At 43.1% G+C, this 24,607-nt stretch carries 15 protein-coding genes; 6 read left to right on the plus strand and 9 right to left on the minus strand.

Annotated elements, in window-relative coordinates; all coding sequences use genetic code 11:
- Nucleotides 1-195: 195 nt before the first annotated feature.
- The 7 genes from JMW39_RS02770 to JMW39_RS02800 all read right to left on the minus strand — a co-directional run bounded on the left by JMW39_RS02770 (nucleotide 196) and on the right by JMW39_RS02800 (nucleotide 11,830).
- Nucleotides 196-1,341: a peptidylprolyl isomerase gene (locus JMW39_RS02770; RefSeq protein ID WP_227679184.1), complete on the minus strand. Its 1,146-nt coding sequence runs from the start codon at nucleotides 1,339-1,341 to the stop codon at nucleotides 196-198.
- Nucleotides 1,342-1,644: 303 nt separating this feature from the next.
- Entirely contained in the window at nucleotides 1,645-2,826 is a 1,182-nt protein-coding gene (locus JMW39_RS02775; protein ID WP_201543632.1) for a globin domain-containing protein, read from the minus strand.
- A gap of 245 nt (nucleotides 2,827-3,071) precedes the next feature.
- A complete protein-coding gene (gene narI, locus JMW39_RS02780) occupies nucleotides 3,072-3,797 on the minus strand; it encodes a respiratory nitrate reductase subunit gamma (RefSeq protein ID WP_201543633.1) in 726 nt (241 codons plus the stop codon).
- A gap of 14 nt (nucleotides 3,798-3,811) precedes the next feature.
- The gene (narJ, locus tag JMW39_RS02785) at nucleotides 3,812-4,603 is read right to left on the minus strand and encodes a nitrate reductase molybdenum cofactor assembly chaperone (RefSeq protein WP_201544267.1); all 792 of its coding nucleotides are present in this window, start codon (nucleotides 4,601-4,603) and stop codon (nucleotides 3,812-3,814) included.
- A 70-nt stretch (nucleotides 4,604-4,673) separates the two neighbouring features.
- Nucleotides 4,674-6,212 (minus strand): nitrate reductase subunit beta, encoded by a 1,539-nt coding sequence (gene narH, locus JMW39_RS02790; protein ID WP_201543634.1) that lies wholly within the window; start codon nucleotides 6,210-6,212, stop codon nucleotides 4,674-4,676.
- Nucleotides 6,213-6,331: 119 nt separating this feature from the next.
- The gene (locus tag JMW39_RS02795; protein ID WP_201543635.1) at nucleotides 6,332-10,090 is read right to left on the minus strand and encodes a nitrate reductase subunit alpha; all 3,759 of its coding nucleotides are present in this window, start codon (nucleotides 10,088-10,090) and stop codon (nucleotides 6,332-6,334) included.
- Nucleotides 10,091-10,450: 360 nt separating this feature from the next.
- Nucleotides 10,451-11,830: a NarK family nitrate/nitrite MFS transporter gene (locus JMW39_RS02800; RefSeq protein WP_201543636.1), complete on the minus strand. Its 1,380-nt coding sequence runs from the start codon at nucleotides 11,828-11,830 to the stop codon at nucleotides 10,451-10,453.
- Nucleotides 11,831-12,489: 659 nt separating this feature from the next.
- Between JMW39_RS02800 and JMW39_RS02805 the strand changes: the two genes are divergently transcribed.
- From JMW39_RS02805 to JMW39_RS02815, 3 genes are all read left to right on the plus strand, one after another.
- Entirely contained in the window at nucleotides 12,490-14,544 is a 2,055-nt protein-coding gene (locus JMW39_RS02805) for a histidine kinase (protein WP_227679186.1), read from the plus strand.
- A gap of 156 nt (nucleotides 14,545-14,700) precedes the next feature.
- Entirely contained in the window at nucleotides 14,701-15,360 is a 660-nt protein-coding gene (narL, locus tag JMW39_RS02810) for a two-component system response regulator NarL (protein WP_144297175.1), read from the plus strand.
- Nucleotides 15,361-15,507: 147 nt separating this feature from the next.
- Nucleotides 15,508-16,746, plus strand: coding sequence for a cytochrome P450 (locus tag JMW39_RS02815; RefSeq protein WP_227679200.1), 1,239 nt, complete (start codon nucleotides 15,508-15,510; stop codon nucleotides 16,744-16,746).
- Between the two features lie 90 nt (nucleotides 16,747-16,836).
- On the opposite strand, the gene JMW39_RS02820 is transcribed toward JMW39_RS02815, so the two are convergent.
- On the minus strand, nucleotides 16,837-18,315 hold the full coding sequence (locus tag JMW39_RS02820) for an MFS transporter (RefSeq protein WP_201543639.1): 1,479 nt from the start codon (nucleotides 18,313-18,315) through the stop codon (nucleotides 16,837-16,839).
- 314 nt (nucleotides 18,316-18,629) lie between these two features.
- Between JMW39_RS02820 and JMW39_RS02825 the strand changes: the two genes are divergently transcribed.
- The 3 genes from JMW39_RS02825 (at nucleotide 18,630) to JMW39_RS02835 (ending at nucleotide 22,941) form a co-directional block, all read left to right on the plus strand.
- The gene (locus JMW39_RS02825) at nucleotides 18,630-19,064 is read left to right on the plus strand and encodes a DUF1971 domain-containing protein (protein ID WP_201543641.1); all 435 of its coding nucleotides are present in this window, start codon (nucleotides 18,630-18,632) and stop codon (nucleotides 19,062-19,064) included.
- A 116-nt stretch (nucleotides 19,065-19,180) separates the two neighbouring features.
- The gene (locus JMW39_RS02830; RefSeq protein WP_227679201.1) at nucleotides 19,181-20,098 is read left to right on the plus strand and encodes an HpcH/HpaI aldolase/citrate lyase family protein; all 918 of its coding nucleotides are present in this window, start codon (nucleotides 19,181-19,183) and stop codon (nucleotides 20,096-20,098) included.
- A gap of 569 nt (nucleotides 20,099-20,667) precedes the next feature.
- Nucleotides 20,668-22,941 (plus strand): nitric-oxide reductase large subunit, encoded by a 2,274-nt coding sequence (locus tag JMW39_RS02835; RefSeq protein ID WP_201543643.1) that lies wholly within the window; start codon nucleotides 20,668-20,670, stop codon nucleotides 22,939-22,941.
- A gap of 135 nt (nucleotides 22,942-23,076) precedes the next feature.
- Here JMW39_RS02835 and JMW39_RS02840 read toward each other — a convergent pair whose 3' ends face one another.
- On the minus strand, nucleotides 23,077-24,606 hold the full coding sequence (locus JMW39_RS02840; RefSeq protein WP_201543644.1) for an ATP-binding protein: 1,530 nt from the start codon (nucleotides 24,604-24,606) through the stop codon (nucleotides 23,077-23,079).
- Between the last annotated feature and the right edge of the window lies 1 nt (nucleotide 24,607).

The following is a 24,607-nucleotide window of genomic DNA, read 5'->3' on the forward strand; positions in this document are numbered from 1 at the left end:
TACTCATTTTATTAAGATTGAACTGTATTATTAATATGAAACTGCATATAGGTATAAAGGATAGGTTATATGCTAGCAATCTTTATACCGTAGCAGCTACTTTCTAACATAAGAGCTACTTTCTAACATAAGAGCTACTTTCTAACATAAGAGCTACTTTATAACATAAGAAGTAAACGACTGACAGCATATTGCTTAGCCGCGGAAAATATTCTCTTGCTCAAGCGTCATGTCGATACCTTCGATTTCAGCTTCATTCGCTAAAGTAAATAAGTAGTCGCATAATGACTGGTGAAACGCTTGCTGGCTCAGCTTATTGTGGATAGCAGGGCTAACTTGCTCATAAGTCATCTGTATGCCAGGTTCTTTATTGAGCACATCAACGATATGAAAACCGTAACGGCTCTCGATAGGGCTTGGGGCAAGTCCTGCGTCTAATTTAAATAACGCACCTTCGAATTCTTGTACGGTTTGCCCTTTGCTAATAACGCCTAGCTCACCACCTTGCTCTTTTGAAGGGCAAGCTGAATGCTGGCGTGCTAATTGAATAAACTCAGCATCAGGATTGGTATTGTTTTTGATTTGTTCAATCAATTCATAAGCGGTCTTTTTAAGCTTTAAGCGCTCATCGCCATCTTCAGGCAGGCATGCCAATAAAATATGGCGTACGGTCATAATAGGATCGGTCTTAAAATCAGTGATGTTTTGATTATAATAACGCTCACAAGTTGCCATATCTGGCATCGTCGCTTGGACGTTTTTGTCTATCAGGCTCGAGATGGCTTGTTCTTCGTCGTTTTTCCATGCTGTCTCGCCAATGCTTGGCTCATCTAAAACCGCCAATCTGAGTAATTCACGCACAACCAGCGCTTGCGTCGCTAAATATACCGCATCTTCTTTGTTTTCCGCTGGATGGTACTGTAGCTCTTGGGCGATATTGGTTCTATCTATCATCACGCCATTAACCGTCACTGAAGGCAGCTCATCACGGCTAGAGGCAATCAGGTTCTTATGGTTGCTGCGTTCTTCTGCCATCGCTTTTTCGATAAACTCTTGATCAGAATGTGGTTTTTGTAAATCCGTCAAGGTTGGCATCAGATGCACGATATCATCACCATGGCTATGGTTGTGCTCATGGCTATGATGATGGTGTTCATGGCTATGATCATGATCGTGGCTGTGGTCATGGCCACAATTATGACCGCTGTGTGTGTTATCAGCACCAGTAGGGGCATGAGCAGCATGGTCAATATGAGTGTCACTACTAACGTTATTATTTACATGGTTATTTACGTTATTAGTCGTCGTGTGGTCGGCTGGATTGTAGGTACTGACAGTCATGGCTTTTGCTCCACTAAGGGTTCTGGTAATAGGAATTTTAAAATACAGTCAATCTTAAACTACAGTTAATATGAGTATGACGATTAAGGTTTTTGTTAAAATTATTTGTACTAGAAACTATTTGCATTAAAGATAACGAGTATTAAAGCGAAATAAAAAAATAGAGCCGCCTTTAAATGATGTTACTGCTAATGAAGCATTTAAAGGTGGCTCTATGGCTGTTGCTAAGTGACTTTACACTATCTTTAACAAAGTATTGAGCGCATTTTCTATCTTACTCAATGCTTAGTTAGACTGATAATATTAAGCCAGCTCTAGGCTCATCTTTGGACCAAAGGGTTCGTAATGAACGCTATCAACGCCATGGTCAAGAGTCATTAAGCCATCAATGATACTTTCCATAAACATCATAGAGCCACAGACATAAATATCGGCAGGCTTTGGTAAATTGGCAAGCCACGCCTCATCTAAAATTTGCCCAGAGTCAAAGTAGAAGATGTGCTTTTCTACATTTTCGGCAGCGGCAAGCAACTCATTAACTTTGCTGTCAAAGGCATGATGTTCTTTATTCTGACAGGCATAAACCCAAACGATAGGGCGTAGCGGATTGGCCGCTACTTGCGCCTCTAACATCGATAGAATTGGGGTGACGCCGACACCTGCACTGACCAATACCAATGGGATCTCGTTTTGTTGTACCAAGTCTTGGTTGAGCTCAAAATCACCGGCAGGGGCAGATAATAAAATCGTATCGCCAACGTCTAAGTGATCATGTAAGTAGTTTGACACTAAACCATTATATTCATTGCGGTTGTCACGCCTAACGGCAAACTGAATGCCTTTGTCGCTATTGGCTGAATATAAAGAATAGTGACGTAGAGCAATATGCTCGCTGTCTGTTGGATCGGTTTTAACGGTGATGTATTGACCGGCAGACAGTTTAAGTTTGTTTAAATCAATATCATCGTTTGCAGGAACGACGGTAAAGGCTGCAATGTCAGTCGCTGCTTCTGATTTTTCGGTAATTGTAAACGGCGCAAAACCTTCCCACATCTCTTGCTCATACATGCCTTTTTCTAACTGAATAAAGACATCGGCAATTTCATCATAAGCTTCTGTCCAAGCATCGATGATGTCATCGTTTGCTGCTTCACCGAGAACTTCTTTGATAGCACCCAATAAATGATGACCAACGATAGGATAGTGCTCAGGCAAAATTTGCAAAGCACGATGCTTATGGCTGATTTGGGTAACTTGCGGCAATAGTGTCGCTAAGTTTTCCAAATGCTTGGCTGCTGCCAAAACGGTCATAGCCAGTGCAGTTTGCTGACGGCCTAATTTTTGATTGGTTTCGTTAAAAATGTCTAGCAGTTCAGGATGTTCGTTGAACATGTTTTTATAAAATACGGTAGTAATCGCTGTCCCATGTTCTTCGAGCACAGGTACGGTTGCTTTCACGATTTCTAATGTTTGTGGTGACGCCATGGTGGATCCTTTAGTGATATCTCACATTGATAAGTTTAGGGATTAAAGTTCTTTTTAAGAACCTGACAACCATTATTAGACGTTATAAAGAGCGCTGGGATTAAGCCTGTAATCATCTAATAATTAAGCGACTGCCATAAGATTCATTAAAAATGAATCTTATGGTATCGTAACTTTATCTAAACATCAATGCTGTATCGCTATTGTGCTTATTTCTATTGTGCTTATTTCTATTGGCAACGTTTCTATTGCGAACGTTTCTCTCTTACAATCTGGTAACGGCGACCGAAATACCAGATTGGTGCGCTGATAATATGAATAAGGCGTGTGAATGGGAATATCGCAATCAGGGTGATACCAAGCGCCATATGCAGCTGATAAATCAAGTCAGTTTGCTCGATACGCGCCGCTGCTTGCCAAGGTCTTAAGATAGTGATGTCTTGTGCCCAGCCTGCCAAATTCATCATGGTGTAGCCATCTAAGTGCTTCACTGAGGTAAAGATGGAAATAAGACCTAAGTTAAGCTGAATAAATAACAGCACCAGTACCAATTTGTCCGAGAATGATGAAGTGTTTGAGATGCGGTCATCAGTAAAGCGCCGCCATATCAGCATTGCCAAACCAAACCAACAAAATACCCCCGCGATACCACCGACAACCACCGCTAAAATTTGCTTATGGCCGGCACTGATAAAGCGGTCATAAAGAAAATGCGGCGTCAACATGCCAAATAAATGCCCAAGCAATACCACGATAATACCGACGTGAAATAAGTTGCTGGCAAGGCGCATGTTTTTGGTTCTGAGCATTTGCGTCGAACCAGATTTCCATGAATACTGAGATAAATCAAAACGTACCCAAGTACCAATGATAGCGATGGTTAATGCCACGTACGGATAAACGCCAAAAAGGAAAATTTGCAGCCAACTGAGGTTGGCTAAAGACTGTACACTAGGATCTGCAATATTCATGTCCTTTCTCCTTATTATGGTTTAACCGCTGAGGTGGTTTTAAAGTCTACCCAGTGCACAGGGGCATCGACAGCATTTGGATTGGCTCTAACACCCGCTTTTGCAGCAAGGTTTTGGGTGCTGGTTTGAGAGGAGCAGCGCTCTTCTTGCTGCGCATCCAAAAACGTCACGACTTCCTCTTCCCACTCTTTATCTAAGGCTTCAAAGCTGTCATCGGGCTTTTCTTTGCTGATTTTCTCTTGATACTCTTCGACTATGTCTAAAGGCTTTCCAGCAATCTGCAATAGTGCATTAAAGCAGCCTTTATACATACTGCCGCGGTGCTCAAGTCTGGCAGCGAGCAAGGCAATAATATGGCTGACATCGGCGATATCCATACGAATCTGAATATCATCGTCGATAACCGTCGCTTGATACGCCAAAAATTCTAGATATAAAGGCAGATAATCAGGCAGCTCTTTGACGCTAATGGCAAAGCCAGCTTCTTCGTACTGACCCATCAAATCGACCATCGCTTGACCACGGTCGCGCGACTCGCCATGCACGTGTTCAAACAACCACAGCGATAAAGAACGACCGCGCTCAAACAGACCGTCATAGCGCGCTTGCGCTTCAAGAGAGCCGGTGTCGATTAAATCTTCAATCAAGTCGATGATTTGCGTCCGTACTTCTGGGCTAATAATGGTTGACCTAGCAACAATCTCTGTGCAATCAGCAAGCGTATCGCCTAAAAATAGCTCATTGCTTGGATAGTCGATAAGTAAGCTTAGGACTTTGAGTATTTTTAAGTCTGAAGCGCCAATCATCGGCGTCTCAATCGCTGAATTAATAGGCTCATTTACTGAACTGCTAGTATGAACTTGAGTAGTTTGCATCTTATGACTCCCACTTTTGGACAGTATCGATGAAATCGCGGCGATTGGCTTTACGTTGTCCAAACATACTGTTGTCAGAATGTCCTGAACAGCCCTCGCCAAAGGTAAATCCGCAACCATTACGTTCAGCAAAAGCGTCACTTAACGCCTCTTCACGATGCGCCGTTGGAATCACAAAGCGGTCTTCGTAGTTGGCAATGGCCAAGTAGCGATACATCTCTTCAACTTGTAGCTTGGTCAGACCAACGTCGTCTAAGATGCTTTGTACTTCTTGTTTTTCGACCAGTTGCATACGTTTGTAGCTACGCATCGCAAGCAGACGTTTTAGCGCCAAACGTACTGGCTCTTCATCACCAGCGGTCAAGAGATTGGCTAAATAACGTAGTGGGATACGTAAGCTATCAACATCTGGAATTAGACCGTCCATACCAACTTTGCCCGCTTCAGCAGCGTTTTGAATCGGTGATAATGGCGGTACATACCAAACCATTGGTAGCGTACGGTATTCAGGATGTAGCGGTAGGGCAAGCTTCCAATCAACTGCAAGCTTATAGACGGGGGAACGCTGTGCAGAATCAATCACTGACTGCGGGACACCGTCTTTTAGTGCTTGAGCAATAACAGCAGGGTCGTTAGGATCTAAGAATAAATCCAATTGCGCAGGGTAAATGTCTTTTTCATTTGGCGTACTAGCCGCTTCAGCGATTTTGTCAGCGTCATATAGTAAGACGCCTAAGTAGCGAATCCGACCAACGCATGTTTCTGAACAAACCGTTGGCAAGCCAGCTTCAATGCGTGGATAGCAGAAGATACATTTTTCAGATTTGCCGGATTTCCAGTTATAGTAAATCTTTTTATACGGGCAGCCTGAGATACACATGCGCCAGCCGCGGCATTTTTCTTGATCAATCAAGACAATGCCGTCTTCTTCACGCTTGTAGATCGCACCACTAGGGCAAGCCGCCACGCACGTTGGGTTCAAGCAATGCTCGCATAGACGCGGCAAATACATCATGAAGGTGTTTTCGTACTCGCCGTAGATATCCGCTTGAATATTGTCAAAGTTTTTGTCTTTACGACGTTTTTCGAACTCCGTCCCTAAAATTTCTTCCCAGTTAGGACCCCATTCAATCTTTTGCATGCGCTTGCCAGTGATGGCTGAACGCGGACGGGCGATAGGCTGATGGTTGCTTATCGGTGCGGTATGCAGATGCTGATAATCGAAATCATACGGTTCGTAATAATCATCAATCTCTGGCAAATCCGGGTTGGCAAATATATTGGCCAATACTCTAAATTTACCACCGATGCGCGGATTGATGGTGCCATTGGCATTACGTATCCAGCCACCTTTCCATTTGGTTTGGTTTTCCCACTCTTTGGGATAGCCAATACCGGGCTTTGACTCAACGTTGTTGAACCACGCATATTCCATACCTTCACGGCTGGTCCAAACGTTTTTACAGGTGACTGAGCAGGTGTGACAACCGATACATTTATCAAGGTTAAGCACCATGCCGACTTGTGAACGAATTTTCATGGATCTGTGCTCCAAATATTAGTAGAAAAAGCAGGCTTTATTCTTCATCAAGGTTGTTTAAAAGATGTCGTTTTAAAAGAGTTTTTTAAAACGACATATTCTCAATAGAAGAAGATGCTTTAATCCTCAATGGTGGTTGGTAGTGGACGCGGTAATTCGTTATCCGGTTTGTCTTCTAACCAATCAATTTTTGACATTTTACGAATTACGACAAACTCATCACGGTTACAACCCACGGTGCCATAGTAGTTAAAGCCATAAGATTGCTGGGCATAGCTACCAATCATATGTGTCGGTTTCAAGATAGTACGAGTCATTGAGTTATGAATACCGCCACGCGTACCGGTCTGCTCAGAACCTGGGATATTGACCAGTTTTTCTTGAGCGTGATACATCATGGTCATGCCTTCTTTGACACGCTGACTGACGATGGCACGAGCGGTAAGGGCACCGTTAGCATTGAATAATTCAATCCAATCGTTATCGACGATACCTGCTTTTGCCGCATCGACTTCTGACATCCAAACACAAGGTCCACCGCGGCTTAGGGTCAACATCAGCAAGTTTTCAGAGTAGGTACTGTGGATGCCCCATTTTTGGTGCGGTGTTAAGAAGTTCAGTACGATCTCTTTATTGCCATTTGGTTTGGCGTCTTTGAGCAGCTCAGTGGTCTTGGTATCAATCGGTGGACGATACTGTTGCATTTGCTCACCAAATGCCTGCATCCAAGGGTGGTCTTGATAAAACTGCTGACGACCAGTCAGGGTGCGCCAAGGAATCAGCTCATGAACGTTGGTATAACCGGCGTTATAACTGACCTGATCCGACTCAATCCCTGACCACGTCGGGCTTGAGATAATCTTGCGCGGCTGGGCAACGATATCTTTAAAGCGGATTTTTTCATGTTCGCTAGATTTGGCAAGATGGGTATGGTCGCGACCGGTGAACTCAGACAATGCCGCCCAACCTTTTACCGCCACATGACCATTGGTTTCAGGCGCGAGCATCAAAATCATCTCAGAAGCATTAATCGCTGTGTTAAGACTTGGTCTGCCTTCAGAAATACCCGGCTCAGTCACACGGTGGTTTAAATCACCGAGCTGTTTGACTTCGGTTTTCATATCCCAATTTAAGCCTTTTGAGCCGTTGCCTAGTTTTTCTAGGGCAGGACCCATAGAAGTAAACTTCTTGTAAGTATTTGGATAATCACGCTCAACCACCATAATCATCGGACAGTTCTTACCGGGTACTGGTTTTTCGCCAGCCGTTTTCCAGTCAGTGCCACCAAACGGCTGTGCCAATTCACCCGGGGTGTCATGTTGCATCGGCAAGGTGACGACATCAGTTTCAACACCTAAATGACCTTTTGAGACTTCAGAGAAGCTCTTGGCAATACCTTTATAGATTTCCCAATCGGTTTTAGATTCCCAAGCAGGATCGGTCGCCGCGGTGAGTGGATGGATAAAGGGATGCATGTCTGAGGTATTCATGTCATCTTTTTCGTACCATGTCGCAGTCGGTAGCACGATGTCAGAATACAGACAGGTCGACGACATACGGAAGTCTAGAGTGACAACCAAGTCCAATTTACCGGTAGGACCTTTTTCTACCCAATCGACTTCTTTTGGTTGCAGATGACCCTCGGCGTTTTCTTCATTGAGCAAGCCGTTTTTGGTACCCAAGAAATACTTGAGCATATATTCATGGCCTTTACCTGATGAGCCCAATAAGTTTGAGCGCCAGATAAACATGTTGCGCGGGAAGTTGGCTGGATTATCAGGAGATTCACAAGCAAAGCGTAAGCTGCCATCTTCGAGAGAGTCGACGACATATTCTTCTATATCTTTGCCGCTATCTTTGGCTTTGGCCGCGATGGTCAATGGGTTACGGTTTAATTGTGGCGCTGAAGGCAACCAGCCTGCACGCTCTGCTTGAATATTGTAGTCAAGCATGTGCTCTGGGAAGAATTTCTTATTAACCAATGGCGATAGGATTTCATGGGCAGAAATGGTTTCATGACGCCACTGTGAGCTGTGCGTATAGAAGAAACTCGTACCCGCCATATGACGTGGTGGACGATGCCAATCAAGGGCAAATGCTAATGGCAACCAGCCGGTCTGTGGACGTAGTTTTTCTTGACCAACATAATGCGCCCAGCCGCCGCCAGATTTACCGATACAGCCACACAGCATCAGCATGTTAATCACGCCGCGATAGTTCATATCGAGGTGATACCAATGGTTCATACCCGCGCCGATGATAATCATCGATTTACCATGCGTTTTATGAGCGTTTTCAGCAAATTCACGTGCGACTTGGATAACGCGCTCACGGCTAAGACCCGTGATGACTTCTTGCCAAGCAGGGGTACCCGGTACAGTCTCGTCATTGTAATCATCGGTGACGTGTTCACCGCCAACACCATTATCAACACCAAGGTTGGCAACGGTTAAATCAAACACAGTAGCGACAATCGCTGTGCTGCCATCGGCAAGGGTAATGGTTTTGCAAGGGACAGTTTTTTGTTGTATCGCTTCGCCCGGTACCGAGGTAAAGTGTGGGTGTGATACATGACCAAAGTAATCAAAGCCGACTTTGCAAGTTTCATTGCTGTCTTTTAAAGTCAGGGTTAGGTCAATATCTGCGCCTGTGGTGCCGCTTTTTTGCTCAAGATTCCATTTGCCTTTTTCGCCCCAACGATAACCGATGGAACCAAGGGGAGAAACCAGTTCACCATCACTGTTGAGACCAATCGTTTTCCATTCTGGGTTGTTTTCTTGCCCTAAATTATCGATTAAGTCAGAAGCGCGTAGATAGCGACCAGCATGGCGTGCGCCTTCTTCACCTTCTAGCATGACCAGTACGGGTAAGTCAGTGTAGCGCTTGGCGTAATCTAAGAAGTAATCGCTTGGCTGCTTAAGATAAAATTCTTTGATAATGACATGGCAAAATGCTTGCGCGACTGCCGCATCAGTACCCTGTTTTGGATTTAACCACAAGTCAGTAAGTTTAGAGACTTCTGCATAGTCAGGGGTGATAGAGACGGTTTTGGTGCCTTTATAACGCACTTCGGTGAAGAAATGCGCATCTGGTGTACGCGTTTGCGGAACGTTTGAGCCCCAAGCAATAATATAATCAGAGTTGTACCAATCGGCTGACTCTGGCACGTCAGTCTGCTCGCCCCAAACCATTGGCGACGCTGGCGGTAGATCACAATACCAGTCGTAGAATGACAAGCAAACACCACCAATCAACGATAAATAACGACTACCCGCAGCATAACTGACCATCGACATCGCAGGAATCGGAGAGAAACCAACGATACGGTCAGGACCAAAGGTTTTGGCGGTATAGACGTTACTGGCAGCGATGATTTCGTTGACTTCCGCCCACGTCGAGCGAATAAAACCACCCAAACCGCGCTTAGATTTGTACTGTTCTGCTTTGATAGGGTCTTGGACAATACTGCCCCAAGCATCGACTGGATCAGGATACTGCGCTTTGGCTTCACGCCATAATTTTAGAAGCGGCTTACGTACCTTAGGGTATTTAACACGGTTGGCTGAGTACATATACCAGCTATAGCTTGCGCCACGTGGGCAGCCACGCGGTTCGTGGTTTGGTAGATCTGGACGGGTTTCAGGATAGTCGGTTTGCTGCGTCTCCCACGTCACCAAGCCGTTTTTGACGTAAATTTTCCACGAGCAAGAACCGGTACAGTTGACACCATGCGTTGAGCGCACAACTTTGTCATACTGCCAGCGGCTACGATATACGTTTTCCCAATCACGAGCTTCATCACGCGTCTCGCCATGCCCATCGGAAAATTCGCCCTGTTTACGTTTAAAAAAACGGAATTGGTCGAGTAAATGGCTCATTTCGCTATCCTCTGTTTTATTGCCTATGGTGTATCTAGAGCTGAGTGCAGAATGCTTCTATCTTTATCTTGCTATGCACATAAGCCGTAAATATTTTTCGATGGTGTCATTTTAGTTAAGCCATCACGCTGTTACTATCAGCTAACATGAGCAGAGCACTACCACCTTAGTAGTAGCTAAAACTGAGAACTCATTTAAAACACTATTAAATCTAAGTTATTAATGATGATTAATAACTCAAAAGCCTTGAACAAGCATTTAAAACAGAAAAAGTGCTACTTACGCTGGCAAGTAGCACTATAAAGAGAGAGGTTTGAATTAAAAGAAATATCCTTAATAGCTTTATATAAATGAATCAGCTTAACAAGGAATCTCAGCGTTAGGACGGCTGTAATACCACCAAGTCAATACAATACAAAGAACATAAAAGACAATTAAGGCGATAAAGGTGCCATCGACGCCCAGTCCTGAACCAAACATCTTCGGTACAAAGAACGCACCATAAGCGGCAACTGCTGAGGTAAAGCCAACCACCGCTGCAGACTCTTTACGTATCTCAACAAACAACTCTTCTGTCCCTGCTTTCTCAGGCTCACGGCGGTCATGAAAGGTTCTAAAAATAACCGGAATCATGGTAAAGGTCGAGCCGTTACCGATACCTGTGGTGATAAATAGCACCATAAAGGAGATAAAGTAGCCAACGAAGCTGCCCTCATGGGCTTCGCTAGGTAGGAAATACATCACCGCAAATACTGCCAATACCATCACAATATAGTTCCAAAAAGTAACTTTTGCGCCGCTGGTTTTATCAGATATCCAGCCACCTAGTGGACGAAATAGTGCGCCGACCAGAGGACCTAAAAAGGCAAATTTAAGCGCATCAATAGCAGGGAACGAGTTCTTAATCAACATCGGAAACGCGGCTGAAAAGCCAATGAACGAGCCAAAAGTCGCCATATAAAGGATACACATGATCCAGTTATGTTTGCGTTTAAAGATAACCGCTTGGTCTTTAAAAGAGGCCTTGGCGGTGGCAATATCGTTCATGCCAAACCAAGCCAGCGCTGAAAATAGCAGGATAAAAGGTACCCAGATAAAGCCAGCATTTTGCAAATAAAACAGTTTACCGCTTTCAGCTACTTGTGGGTCGCCGCCTAAGCTACCAAAGGCTGCTACCAATATAATCATCGGTACCACGAACTGCATGACCGAGACGCCAAGGTTACCTAAGCCGGCGTTTAGACCAAGTGCAGTACCTTGTTCTGCTTTTGGAAAGAAGAACGAGATATTGGACATGGACGAAGCGAAGTTACCACCGCCAAAGCCGCAAAGCAGCGCAATAATGGCAAATGTCATAAACGGCGTTTCAGGATTTTGTACCGCAAAGCCCATCCATAACGCTGGAATCAACAGAGATAAAGTTGATATCGCTGTCCAACGACGACCACCAAAAATCGGGACCATAAAAGAATAAAAAATCCGTAGCGTTGCCCCTGATAGACCGGGCAGCGCCGCTAACCAAAATAGCTGCCCGCCATCAAAATCAAAACCAATCTCCGGTAAGCGCACGATGACCGCGCTCCATACCATCCATACCGCAAATGCCAATAGTAAGGATGGAATAGATATCCATAAATTTCTACGGGCGACTTTTTTACCGCCACCCTCCCAAAACTCTTTTACTTCTGGTCGCCAGTCAGTGATGAGCTTACCACCTTTGGAGTTGTAATCATTGCCCATACTATTCCTCACTTAATATCATCTATGCTTAGTTATGATGGATATTTTTATAACGCTAAGCAGCTATAAAAATTGTCATAGGCAGTCGTTTTATTGATTTATGATGACCGCTTATGTATATGTTAGATTGGTGCGGAAAATTTATATTGGTTGCCAAGGCGTTTTTGGTGAGCATTAGCCATGACACTTGATAAGCACAGCCAATCGTGACAGTTAATCGTGTCAAGCAATCATGACAACCAATGATGATAACTATCAATCTTATAAAAATGATACCTCACAGTACTTCGTTATCGCGATGAAGAGTATTCATACATAGTGGTATACTGATGGCTAAAAGGGGTATATTAGGGGCAGAATTATTACTAAAAGTTTGCTTTTTTATTGATTAGTAAGCGCTTTTGTTATTTCAAATGTTTGTTTTTAAAGGCCTGTTTTTAAAGTGGTCTCTTTTGAAGTATTGAAGTATTGAAGTATTGAAGTATTGAAGTATTGAAGTATTGAAGTATTGAAGTATTGAAGTATTGAAGTATTGAAGTGCGGCAGTTTTGAATCTAATTACGTTTAACTTACTTTAAGTGCGCTAGCTTTTAAACAGAGCGCTTCACTGGCCATATTTAACCCTTTTTTCCGCTAATTTTGCTGGGTGAATGCTATTCATGAGTTCTAATCAACGCAGGCAGTCTTTGGCCCTTCATGCTTGGGGCGCTATTATCATCATTGCTATCTTATCTTTGATGTCGGCGCTAGGTAGTGGGGCACTGGCGTGGGTCGCAAAATCTGATGCGGAAGCCATTAATACGGCAGGCTCAATACGCATGGCAACCTATCGTATCAACTTTCAGATAGCGACAGATTTTTCAGATGACCATCCTTTTAGCCCAAGTTTAAGTATTCGCCAAAACGACGTAAGCGATAAAGAGAATAAGCAGAGCGCCAAACAAGACAAATTAGACTTCGCTAATAAAACTAACCCTGAAAAGATAGATATTCTCAGTCGAGACATGGAAAATCGACTCGAAGAATTACAGGTTTATCAGCTGACGAGCGCCAATAGACATGTGCGCATCAATGAGCAGCTTAATGAGATAAAAGAGCAATGGTATCAAGATTTAAAGCCGGCGTTATTATCGCAAGACAAGCAAGGTTTTTATAGCGTTTCATCGCGCTATATCGAAGATGTGAATCACTTTGTCGGTGAGCTGCAGTACCGAAACGAGCAGCGCCAGACCTGGCAGCAAAACCTGCAAATACTTTCATTGATACTCATCGTTATTATGGTATTAATCGGTATGCGCCGAATGCAAAAATTGGTACTCATGCCCATTAAGCAACTAATTACAGCCAATAATGAATTTAAAAGAGGTAAGAGCCAGACTCGGGTGTCAATCAAGGGCTATCGAGAGTTTGAAGTGCTGGGTAATTCTTTTAATGACATGGCAAGTACGATTGAAACCTATCAGCGCTCGCTTGAAAGTGAAGTGCAGATAAAAACCCAGCATCTAGTCAAAGCCAACCAAGTACTGTCACTGTTTTATGACTTTTCAAAATCGCTGACCACCAGCCAAGTGAGCTTATATCGCCTCGATGCTTTGATTGCAGATTTTAGTAAAACCTTGCCGCATTTAGAATTTACCTTGTGTATCCAGAATAAATATATCACCAATAAAAACTCAATCGTGCTGCATGGCGACCAAATGAAAGAGCTGTGTAAAAAGCTTAGCTGTGATAGTTGTATTACTAAAAATGGCGAGCATACCAAGACCTATCCCATCGTCCATCAACAAGAAGCGTTTGGAGAATTGCGCGTACGACCAAAGTCGGCACTGGTGATGAATCGCTCTTTTATCGCTGATAATGGCATTAATAATAATGAAACAAGTAATGATATAACGCCTGAACAGCGCATAAGAATGACAGAGGCAGGGAGTATTTTCCCGTTTAGCAGTCCTGAATTAGATGCACAAAATAACGAGCTCATCGTCTCGCTGACCAATTTAATCAGTACCGCGCTATCACTACGTAAACAAAGACAACAAGAGCATCAGCTGATTTTATTTGAAGAGCGTTCGACGATTGCCAGAGAATTGCATGACTCGTTGGCGCAGTCGTTGTCTTATTTAAAAATCCAAGTCAGTGTTTTAGAGCGCCACCTCAAAAACCAAATGAGCGAACCAGAGGCACCCGCTATCTATCAGAATATCGAACAAATAAAAGTAGGTTTGGGTTCGGCATATCGGCAGCTAAGAGACTTATTGGTAACGTTTCGTTTAACCATTGATAATAATAATTTTGATGAAGCCTTGCATGAAGCCGCTAGTGAATTTGCTTTAAAAGGCGGGTTTATCATAAAGGTAAACAATGACATTATGACGCTCAATTTGAGCGCTCATGAACAAATAGATTTAATTCAAATTGCTAGAGAAGCGCTATCAAATATCAGTCGGCATGCACAAGCGCAAAATGTCGAGATTCATCTGCAGTATGAAGAAGGTGATAAGCATATCCTCATGCGTATCATCGATGATGGCGTTGGCATGTCAGGCAGTGTCGATCAAACCCAGCATCATGGCCTGATGATTATGAAAGAGCGCGCTCATAATATCGGCGGCGATCTCATCGTGACCGATAACCAGCCACGCGGTACTATCGTCACGGTTAGGTTTGAGCCCAAGTTCTTTGATGAAGAAAACGATCAGGACGCTTATTTATAAGTTAATAGAACGATAGTGTTAAGCGCTTAACTTATCGTTATGACATTTAATTTTTAGCCCATTTAGATGTTCATCGATTGAATTGAGGACATGCCCTAGTTAGTACGTGTTAAATAATAAAATCCTTGTACCATTTTTTTTATTTGTGAGTATGTTATGAGCACCAAAGTTTATACCAGTACGTCGCCCGCGCGCCTATTATTGGTCGATGACCATCCCATGTTACGCCGCGGCATCTCTGAATTATTAAGTCTTGAGGACGATGTCAAAGTCGTTGGTGAAGCCAGCAATGGTCAAGAGGCATTGGCATTTTTGGAAAATAACGACGTCGATTTGGTGATACTAGACCATAAAATGCCAGTGCTCACCGGTATCGAAACCTTACGAGAAATCAAAGCCAGAAATATTAATACTAAGACCGTATTGTTTACGGTTTCAGATAGCGGTGAGGACGTACAAGAGGCGTTAAAATTGGGCGTCGACGGTTATCTGTTAAAAGATATGGAGCCTGAGCTGATTATTATTGATATCAGAAAAATACTGCGTGGCGAGTTGGTTATTAGTCCCAACTTAGCTTCGATACTTGCCCAAACGTTGCGCACACCCAGTATTGAAGATATCGCCAGTAATCTGACCAGTAGAGAGCTACAAGTCATTCAGATGATTGCTGAAGGGCTGAGTAATAAAATGATTGCCAATAATCTAGATATTGCCGAATCAACGGTAAAAGTACACGTTAAGCATATCCTCAATAAAACTGGTCTGCGCACACGAGTAGAAGCGGCGGTGTGGACGGTGAATCATTTATCTAAGTAAAGAAGGTCTTAAATCGTACTGTTTTATCCGTTAAAATTTTATAGATTTGAGCATTTGATGGTGAATCATGTTTATAAGATTCACCATAAAATCTTTAAGAAATAGAGAGGCTCTACAAGACTCAATACACTGCTGTAAGGATTTATTATGACATCCAACTTACTTGACCAAAAAACCATTAATTTGAATGCTGAGGTCATTATTAGTAAAGAAAGTGACCTGCGGGCTTTGACTAATGACTTACGTCAGCAGCATGATGTGATAAAAAATGAAGCAGGTGAGTGGGTGTTACTACGCCATGCTGACGTGGTGGCGGCTGCTTTAGATGACAAGCGATTTTCTAGTCAGGTGTCGCGTTTTTTGCAAGTGCCCAATGGTTTGGATGGCGCAGAGCACGAGCATTTTAGGGCGCTGATTGATAGCTATCTTAGTAAAGATGCGCTGATGCCTTATGTCCCTGTGTTTAAAAAGGTAGCAACAGAATTAATGAGTGAGCTACCAAAAGGTAAAACGCTCAATGCAGTCGATGATATCGGCGCGGTATTTGCGGTACGCGCCCAATGCGCGTGGCTTGGCTGGCCTGCTGAGTTAGAGCCAAGACTTTTACAGTGGATGCGTGATAATCATAGCGCCAGCCGTTCAAAAGACAACGCAAGAATGACGCAAGTCGCGCAAGACTTCGATGATATTATTCGCTTGGTGATAAGCCCGTATCGTAATGCTGACGCAATGGCTGGCATGTTTAACGCTAGCATTGCTAAAAACAGCATTGATGTAAATAGCGTTAATATAAATAGCATTGATATGAATAGCATCACCGCTAAATTATGCTGTGAGCGCATCAATGGGCGTGAGCTAAGCGAAGCCGAGCTGGTTTCTATATTACGTAATTGGACTGGCGGTGATTTGGGTTCTATTGCTTTATGTATGGGCGTTATTATCGCTTATATTGCGCAGCATCCTGAGCAAGTAAACGTTTGGACAAAGGCTTCTGATAGCGAACTCGAGGCCATCATCGACGAGATATTACGTATCGATGATCCATTTGTCTCAAACCGCCGTATTACTACTTGTCCCGTTGCCATTGGCGCGTATAAGCTACCTAAAGGAGCACGAGTACAATTAAACTGGACGTCAGCCAATCGCGATGAAGTGGTATTTGGCGACAACGGTTTCGCCCCCGAAGCGCATGCCGGCGCTAATCTGGTGTATGGTATCGGAAAGCACGTCTGCCCAGGGCGCTTGCTTGCTACTTGGCAGCTTAGAATCGCCACCCAAGCATTATTGACCTATTTTAAAGACTTACAGTTAGCCGCGGATTTACCTTTGGAGCGTGAGCAGCCGCCATTAGGTGGTTATAGCAATGTGCCCGTCGTGTTAGGCTAGAGTAAATTGCGATAAGTATAGCGCGCATTAAAAACCCACTTAACTCTGGCTAAGTGGGTTTTTGTTTTTTATCGAAGGTATTATTAATAACTAGCCTTGTTCTGCCGCAATCTGCCGATCGACAGAGGACATTTTATATTCATCACCAAAGGCATCTTCAGGTTCTTCCAACCAGAAATAACACACAATCCATGCAATAAATGCGCCGACCGCGATGATATAAAAGAACTGGTTGGGCTCTACAAAGGTGTAAATGAATAAGTAAAATACTGCGCCAACGTTACCATAAGCGCCTGCCATACCTGATATCTGACCAGTTAGACGACGCTTAATCGAAGGAATAATCCCAAACGTCGCGCCTTCTGCCCCTTGTACAAATACCGAACACAGAATGGTAAACACCACGGCGATAAATAACGGCCACTCGGCATTGAGCACGCCCATCAGCACAAAACCAATGCCAATACCAAACATATAAATTAGCATGACCAAACGACGATTACCGACTTTATCGGAGATATAACCGCCGAGTGGCCGCGCCCATAAGTTGACAAAGGCAAAGGTAGAAGCAATCAAGCCCGCAGCCGTTGGATCAAGTTTCCAAGTCGCGGCAAAGAACATCGGTAGCATAGAAACTACCGCCAGCTCTGCGCCAAAGTTGGCAAAATAGCTGACATTCAGCGCCGCCACTGATTTAAAGGGGTATTTATCATCTTCTGGAATACCGGCTTTAAGCATCGGTAGATTGACACTGAGGGCTTTATAAATTTGATAAACAACCATTAATACAATCGTGCTATAAGCAATGATAGCGCCTGTTGCACTCAAAAAGCCCATTGCTTGTGTGCGATATACCAGCAACGACAACACGCCGTATAAAGGAATGATAAACAAGCAATATAACCACAAGTCCTTCCACGTAGATACTTCTAACGCGCCCGCTTTACGAGATTTTTTATGCGTGCCAACTTCTGGTCCATCGGTGATTAAAAACCAATATGCCACACCATATAACGCCATTAATAAGCCAGATAAAGCAATTGCCCAGCGCCAGCCATCATCACCGCCAAAAAACTGCAAGGCAACGGTTGGAATAGTAATCGCCGCTGCCGCAGAACCAAAATTGCCCCAACCGGCATAAAAACCTTCAGCAAAACCGATGTCTTTTGGTTTAAACCATAAGGTCGTCATATGAATACCAACGACGAAACCTGCACCGACGATAGACATAAATAACCGCGCGACGAATAGTTGCGAGGCAGAGTTACCAAACGCGAAAAACCACGTTGGTATCGCCATCACTACCATGAGTATAGAAAACACGCGCCGCGGACCAAAACGGTCCAATGCCATGCCGACGAGGACGCGCCCCGGAATCGTTAGCGCGACGTTAGCAATTAAAAATAATTTGATATGATCAGGGGTTAAATAACTTTCTGTCTGTAGCATCGACGTTGCAAGCGGTGCCATATTAAACCAGACATAAAAGGTGAGAAAAAAGGCAATCCACGTATAGTGCAGTGCCCTAATATCACGACGTTCAACCTCGAGTAATTCTTTTGCATGCATGGTAATGTCCCCATTATAAATTCTGATGCTGATAATGGATACAAAATAGCAATAAAGGAGAATCATAACCATTGAGCGAAAGCAGTATAGGGTCTACTTTCCATACTACTTAATGGGGAGGACAAAGGTTAATTAAGACAGCAAAGGCATTTAAGGCGTTACATTTTTATTAATAGTCAAAAACACAAGAGGGTAGTAAAACCATTTAAAAGGTGCTATTTTATATTAATGATAATTATTCTCAATTGAGTATTGAATTTTTAAGGTAGATTGAGATAAAAATCTACATCAAGCAAACTAGCCAAGGAGTTATCATGAGTTCCGCTACCAATACCAATACCAATACCAATACCACGAACACCAACACTAATCCCGTCATTCCAAGCCATTGGAAAATAAAACGTTCAACACACTTCTTCACCAAAGATAAAGTACCTAACGCCTTATTGACCCATCACAACACGGCTGAGGGCGTCTACGGACAAATTTGTGTCATGCAAGGTACGGTGACCTTTTACGGTTTTGCAGACGAAGCGGCCACTGAGCCAGAAAAAACAGTCGTTATTAACGCCGGTCAATTTGCGGTCAGCCCGCCTCAATATTGGCACCGTGTAGAGTTAAGTGACGATGCCCAGTTTAATATTAACTTTTGGACAGAAGGCGACACCGGTAATAAATCAATGTTTAATAGCTCCAAAATCCATAGTAAACCTATCGAAAAGTTGTTTGATAAACCAGAAAAATCTTAATTATTAAAGATATTTTTCTATAAAGTTATTGTGCTATTACAAGTACTTTTGTCATGGCACAATAATGCTGAATGTTGATAAGATGGATATTTATCTATTCATCTAGGGAATCAAGCATGTCAGCTTCTATCAATCAGCCTGCCAATAAAAATATGGGCATCGATACCAATACTGAATCGCAAAATGTCCGAGTGATGATTAAATCACTTGCTGATACCAAGACATGGTTATTTGTGCCAGCAACGCGAATAGATCGGGTAGAAAAAGCTTTTGCCAGTGGTGCGGATGCGGTGATTGTTGATTTAGAAGATGCGGTTGCACAAGTAGACAAAGCCCAAACTCGCGCGGCATTAAAAGATTATTATGCTGCTCAACATGAGGCTAAAAGCTATCGCCCGATTTGGCTGCGTATTAATCAAGCAGGTAGCGCTGAATTTGCTAAAGATTTAGCGCTATGTCAGCAGTTGCCTAAGCTGGCAGGCGTGCTATTAGCAAAAGCGGAACAAGCAGCAGATATCGAAAAATTTTACCAACAGACAGGTCTGCCCGTGATTGCCTTGATAGAGAATGCAATCGGCTTATACCGTATTGATGAGATGGCAAAAGCCTCAGGACTGCTTGCATTTAGCTATGGATTTTTAGATTTGTGCAATGATTTACAGGTGCAAGTGGGTACCGCGTCAGCGAATATCATCGCCAATCAAATTCGCTATCAGCTTATTTTGACTTCAAAAGTCCATCAATTGCTCGCGCCTATTGATAGTGTGTACGCAGACTTTAATGACAGTAAAGGTCTGCACAAGCGCGTGCAGCTATGGTCACAGATGGGTATGTCTGGCATGCTTTGTATCCATCCTAAGCAAGTAGACATCGTCAAGCAAGCACTGCAACCAACAGATAGTGAGCTTGAATTTGCGCAGCGGGTAATCGAAGAATACGAGCGCAGTGGGCAAGCAGTTTTTAAAGTAGAGGGTAATATGGTCGATGCGCCGGTCATTGAGCGCAGTTATCAGCTGCTATATCTTGCCGAGTAAGTAGAAAATTGAATGCGGCGTAATCTATTTAACAAACATTCGAGAATATAGTAATAGATAAAGTAAACTTAAAAAACCAGACAACGTAGCGTTGTCTGGTTTTTTTATGCCTCTTCATTAAGCACATTAATTAAGCACAAGTTTTTGTTATCCTGAGTTTTTTTATCTAAATTTGGTTATGAGTAAAGGAAGTCACTGGTGGTTTTATAAAGAGTGAACGGTGCAATTTATGATAAAAATGAGAATAAATAGAAATAACTCTTAACATTCATATTAAATGAATGTTAAGATGTTTCCAATTTGATGCTAGATGTAAATAATCATCAAATAATTTTAGCCAATGAAGCGATAAAATCTATCCATTTGGCAATGACATCATCTTGAATTTGAGCCTTTACTTTCAATTCTCAATCTATATTAGGCTCAATATCATACATGATTATTCATAGATTTATCGCAATAGGCAACATTAGTTTTTTACTTTTGGAAACATTATTACACTTATAAAAATTCATTTTAAATGTATGTTTAAGTGTTCAAATTATCTATCTAGCCATTAGGAGCAAGATATGGGCGAATATAAGAAGTATTGGTGGGGCTTAATCGCCGTCCTCGTGGTCACCTTTACCTTTTTAGGCTGGGGCGGCGTGGAAGTTTATCGTACCGCACCTCCTATCCCTGATCAGTATATTGACAGCAATGGGAAGGTTTTAATCACAGAAGAAGATATTTTAGACGGTCAATCTGCTTGGCAGCGTACCGGTGGACAGCAGCTAGGCTCCGTACTCGGGCATGGGGCATATCAAGCGCCTGATTGGACGGCAGATTGGTTACACAGAGAGCTTGTGGCTTGGTTAGATATCAGAGCACAAGAATTATATGGGCATGATTTTGCCACTGCAACAGACGATCAAAAAGCGGTGCTCAATGCGCAGTTGAAAAAAGAATACCGTGGTAGCAATACCAATGATAAAAATCAAGTGGTGTTGTCAGATACGCGTATCGCCGCCATCAATGAAGTCGCGCCTTACTATATCGGTCTATACGGTAATGAGCCTTCATTGCAAAAGTCGCGTGAAAACTTTGCCATGAAAAACAATACTTTGGCAGATCTTGAAGACAGACAAAAACTGACTAACTTTTTCTTTTGGACCACTTGGATTGCGTCTACCAACCGTCCTGGTACTGATGCAACTTATACCAATAACTGGCCGCATGAGCCGCTAATTGATAACGTACCAACGTCAGAAAATATCATGTGGTCTATCGCCAGTGTGGTGTTCTTAATTGCTGGGGTTGGTTTCCTCATTTGGGGTTGGTCGTTCTTACGTAAAGAAGAAGATGTCAAAGAAATCACACCAGATGCTGACCCATTAACCAAAATAGCGTTAACACCTTCGCAAAAAGCGTTGGCAAAATACGGTGTTTTAGTCATGGGGCTGTTTGTCTTTCAGGTATTTATTGGCGGTTTCGTCGCGCATTATACCGTTGAAGGACAAGAGTTTTACGGTATTGCCGTCTCCAATTACTTCCCATACTCGTTAGTACGTACGTGGCATGTTCAGGCAGCCTTGTTTTGGATTGCTACCGCTTTCTTAATGGCAGGCTTGTACTTAACGCCGCTTATCAATGGTGGTAAAGATCCTAAATACCAAAAATTGGGCGTTGATATCCTTTGGGTGGCGTTAATTATTGTCGTCGTCGGTTCATTTATTAGTCAATACTTTGCGATTGCCGGCATTATGCCTGCAAAATACAACTTCTGGTTTGGTCATCAAGGCTATGAGTTCATTGATCTTGGTCGCTTCTGGCAGATTTTAAAATGGGTAGGTGTGTTGTTCTGGTTGGTATTAATGACCCGTGGTTGCTTACCAGCATTTAAAGAGCCAGGCGATAAAAACTTATTAGCCATCTTCTTTGCCTCAGTCGTTTGCGTGGGTTTATTCTACGGTGCCGGCTTGTTCTACGGCGAGCGTACACACTTAACCATCATGGAATACTGGCGCTGGTGGGTGGTGCATTTATGGGTAGAAGGCTTCTTTGAAGTATTCGCCACCGTCTCATTGGCTTTCATTTTCTATAACTTAGGCTTGGTCAACAAAAAAATCGCGACAGGTTCTGCCATCGCTTCAGCCGCACTATTTATGCTCGGCGGTGTACCAGGTACCTTCCACCATTTATATTTCTCAGGCACGACCACGCCAGTGATGGCAATCGGTGCTTCATTTAGTGCCTTGGAAGTTGTACCTTTGGTTGTACTAGGTTACGAAGGTTATGAGCATTGGTCTATGCAGCGTCAAGCACCATGGATGAATAAACTTAAATGGCCTATCATGTGTTTCGTTGCGGTCGCCTTCTGGAATATGTTGGGTGCAGGGGTGTTTGGCTTTATGATTAACCCACCTGTGTCGCTGTTCTATTTACAAGGGTTAAATACCACTGCCGTTCACTCACATGCCGCTTTATTTGGAGTTTATGGATTCTTAGCAATCGGGTTTGTCTTACTGGTCATGCGTTATATCCGCCCAGATTATGTATTTAGTGAAAACCTCATCAAAACCGGTTTTTGGGCACTAAATGCAGGCTTGGTATTGATGATTGTCACCAGCTTATTACCGATTGGTATTTTCCAAGCGCACGCATCAATGACCGAAGGTCTCTGGTACGCTCGTAGTGAAGGTTTCTTACAACAAGATTTCTTACAGACATTACGTTGGATTCGTACCTTTGGTGACGTGGTCTTAATTACTGGTGCTGTTTGTGTGGCATTGCAGGTCGTTAAGTTTGCCTTTGCAAAACCATCACATTCAAACTACCAACCTGAAAACCCTGTAAATGATTAATATCTAAGTCATTAACAAGGTTAAAGAATGAAAAAGCTCTGCAATGGCAGGGCTTTTTTAGTGCCTTATTAAATGTCTTTTTAATGAGAACCAGCTCTAAAAATAATCAGTTTTCTTGAAGGTTTTTACCTATTCTTATGATGCGATAATAAGCTTGATGCTCACTTCAAAATGATACTCATCTTTTACGGTGATGGCTATTTTACCGTTATGAGCGTTGACAATCGCATGCACAATGGATAAACCTAGACCGGTGCCAGAGTGCATATTTATCGTTTTATGATGGCGATAAAAGCGCTCTGATAATTTATCTACTTCTGCTTGCGTCATTGGTGCGGTAAGACGATTGGTAAAAGTAATTTGCAGGTACGAGATAGGCATGCCTGATGAAGATAAAACCTGCCTATTATCTGCAACGTTATCCGTTACAGTTGCGGCGCTAATATAAATAATACTATCACTGGCGGCATAATAGACCGCGTTAGCAAGTAAGTTGGCAAACAGCCTTTGCAATAAGCTTTCATCACCAAGCACAGCTTTAAACTCACCTGTTTTCTCAAAAGAGATAGCACGGTCTTCCGCTATCCATTCATAATAATCAATCATCTTAGTCAGCAATAGATTGCTATTCACGCGATGAAATTGCGAATGAATCAACCCTTTTTGGGTTTTTGCCAGTAGCAGCATATTGTTAATGAGATTGGATAACTGCGCTAAGGTCTCATGCTGATGATGCAGCTGCTCGATATATTCTTGGCTATCTCGCGGTTTACTAAGCATCACTTGGGTTTGGGTGCTAAGGGTAGCAAGCGGTGTGCGCAGCTCGTGGGCGATATCGTCTGAGAAGCGCGAAAGCGATGCAAAATTGTGCGCCAGCTTATCCATCATCGCATTATACGTCTCAGCAAGCGGGCGTAATTCACTGGGCATATCAGCTATCACAATTCTATCGTCGAGCTGTTCGGCATTGATGCCGCTCATTTTTTGCCTGATGGTTGCCAGCGGCGTAAAGCCCAAATGCACACTAAAAGCGGCGATAGATACTAAAATAAAGGTAATAGCGATTAAAATCATAATCAGTTGACGGTTAAATTGCGCTAGATACTGATGATGAACATCGATGGGTAGGGCGATGAGTGCTAAGCGATTGGCATGCTGAATGACAATAGCGCGATAGTGACGGTCATTGATGGTTAAATCAAACGGCTGCTCATGATGTTTTTGCCACAGATTTTTAACGGCACCATCATTACTCGATTGATTGATAAAACCTGCGGGCACACTAATAAGGACTTGCCCGTTATTGTCGGTAATGACGGTTTTGACTTCATAGTCAATGCTAGCGTTCTGTAAAGCGAGCGTCTGCTGAGAAAGTAGTTTTTCCTTTTTAGAGTCAGCATCGGTAGTAGCAATATTATTAATGTTGGCAATGTCACCAGTGTTACCAGTATTCATAGTGTCGCCGATGTGATTGCTGTCCATATATTGGCGTAAATTAAACGCCGCATGGGTCAAAATCTCTGCATCCATTTGCTCAAAATGGTCATTAACCGAGCGCTGTATCCAAATATATAGAAATATCTGGGTGACGATAACGCACAGGCTTAATAACAGGATAGTGCGCCACAATAGGGATAAGCGACCATCTGTCGCAATCGGTGTCATA

The organism is Psychrobacter immobilis, assembly GCF_904846175.1.
GTDB classification, from domain to species: domain Bacteria; phylum Pseudomonadota; class Gammaproteobacteria; order Pseudomonadales; family Moraxellaceae; genus Psychrobacter; species Psychrobacter immobilis_E.

What these genes read in the sequence shown, in the direction of transcription:
- JMW39_RS02770 (WP_227679184.1), bottom strand. Translation starts at nt 1,341, where the DNA reads ATGACTGTCAGTACCTACAATCCAGCCGACCACACGACGACTAATAAC.
- JMW39_RS02775 (WP_201543632.1), bottom strand. Translation starts at nt 2,826, where the DNA reads ATGGCGTCACCACAAACATTAGAAATCGTGAAAGCAACCGTACCTGTG.
- narI (WP_201543633.1), bottom strand. Translation starts at nt 3,797, where the DNA reads ATGAATATTGCAGATCCTAGTGTACAGTCTTTAGCCAACCTCAGTTGG.
- narJ (WP_201544267.1), bottom strand. Translation starts at nt 4,603, where the DNA reads ATGATTGGCGCTTCAGACTTAAAAATACTCAAAGTCCTAAGCTTACTT.
- narH (WP_201543634.1), bottom strand. Translation starts at nt 6,212, where the DNA reads ATGAAAATTCGTTCACAAGTCGGCATGGTGCTTAACCTTGATAAATGT.
- JMW39_RS02795 (WP_201543635.1), bottom strand. Translation starts at nt 10,090, where the DNA reads ATGAGCCATTTACTCGACCAATTCCGTTTTTTTAAACGTAAACAGGGC.
- JMW39_RS02800 (WP_201543636.1), bottom strand. Translation starts at nt 11,830, where the DNA reads ATGGGCAATGATTACAACTCCAAAGGTGGTAAGCTCATCACTGACTGG.
- JMW39_RS02805 (WP_227679186.1), top strand. Translation starts at nt 12,490, where the DNA reads ATGAGTTCTAATCAACGCAGGCAGTCTTTGGCCCTTCATGCTTGGGGC.
- narL (WP_144297175.1), top strand. Translation starts at nt 14,701, where the DNA reads ATGAGCACCAAAGTTTATACCAGTACGTCGCCCGCGCGCCTATTATTG.
- JMW39_RS02815 (WP_227679200.1), top strand. Translation starts at nt 15,508, where the DNA reads ATGACATCCAACTTACTTGACCAAAAAACCATTAATTTGAATGCTGAG.
- JMW39_RS02820 (WP_201543639.1), bottom strand. Translation starts at nt 18,315, where the DNA reads ATGCATGCAAAAGAATTACTCGAGGTTGAACGTCGTGATATTAGGGCA.
- JMW39_RS02825 (WP_201543641.1), top strand. Translation starts at nt 18,630, where the DNA reads ATGAGTTCCGCTACCAATACCAATACCAATACCAATACCACGAACACC.
- JMW39_RS02830 (WP_227679201.1), top strand. Translation starts at nt 19,181, where the DNA reads ATGTCAGCTTCTATCAATCAGCCTGCCAATAAAAATATGGGCATCGAT.
- JMW39_RS02835 (WP_201543643.1), top strand. Translation starts at nt 20,668, where the DNA reads ATGGGCGAATATAAGAAGTATTGGTGGGGCTTAATCGCCGTCCTCGTG.
- JMW39_RS02840 (WP_201543644.1), bottom strand. Translation starts at nt 24,606, where the DNA reads ATGACACCGATTGCGACAGATGGTCGCTTATCCCTATTGTGGCGCACT.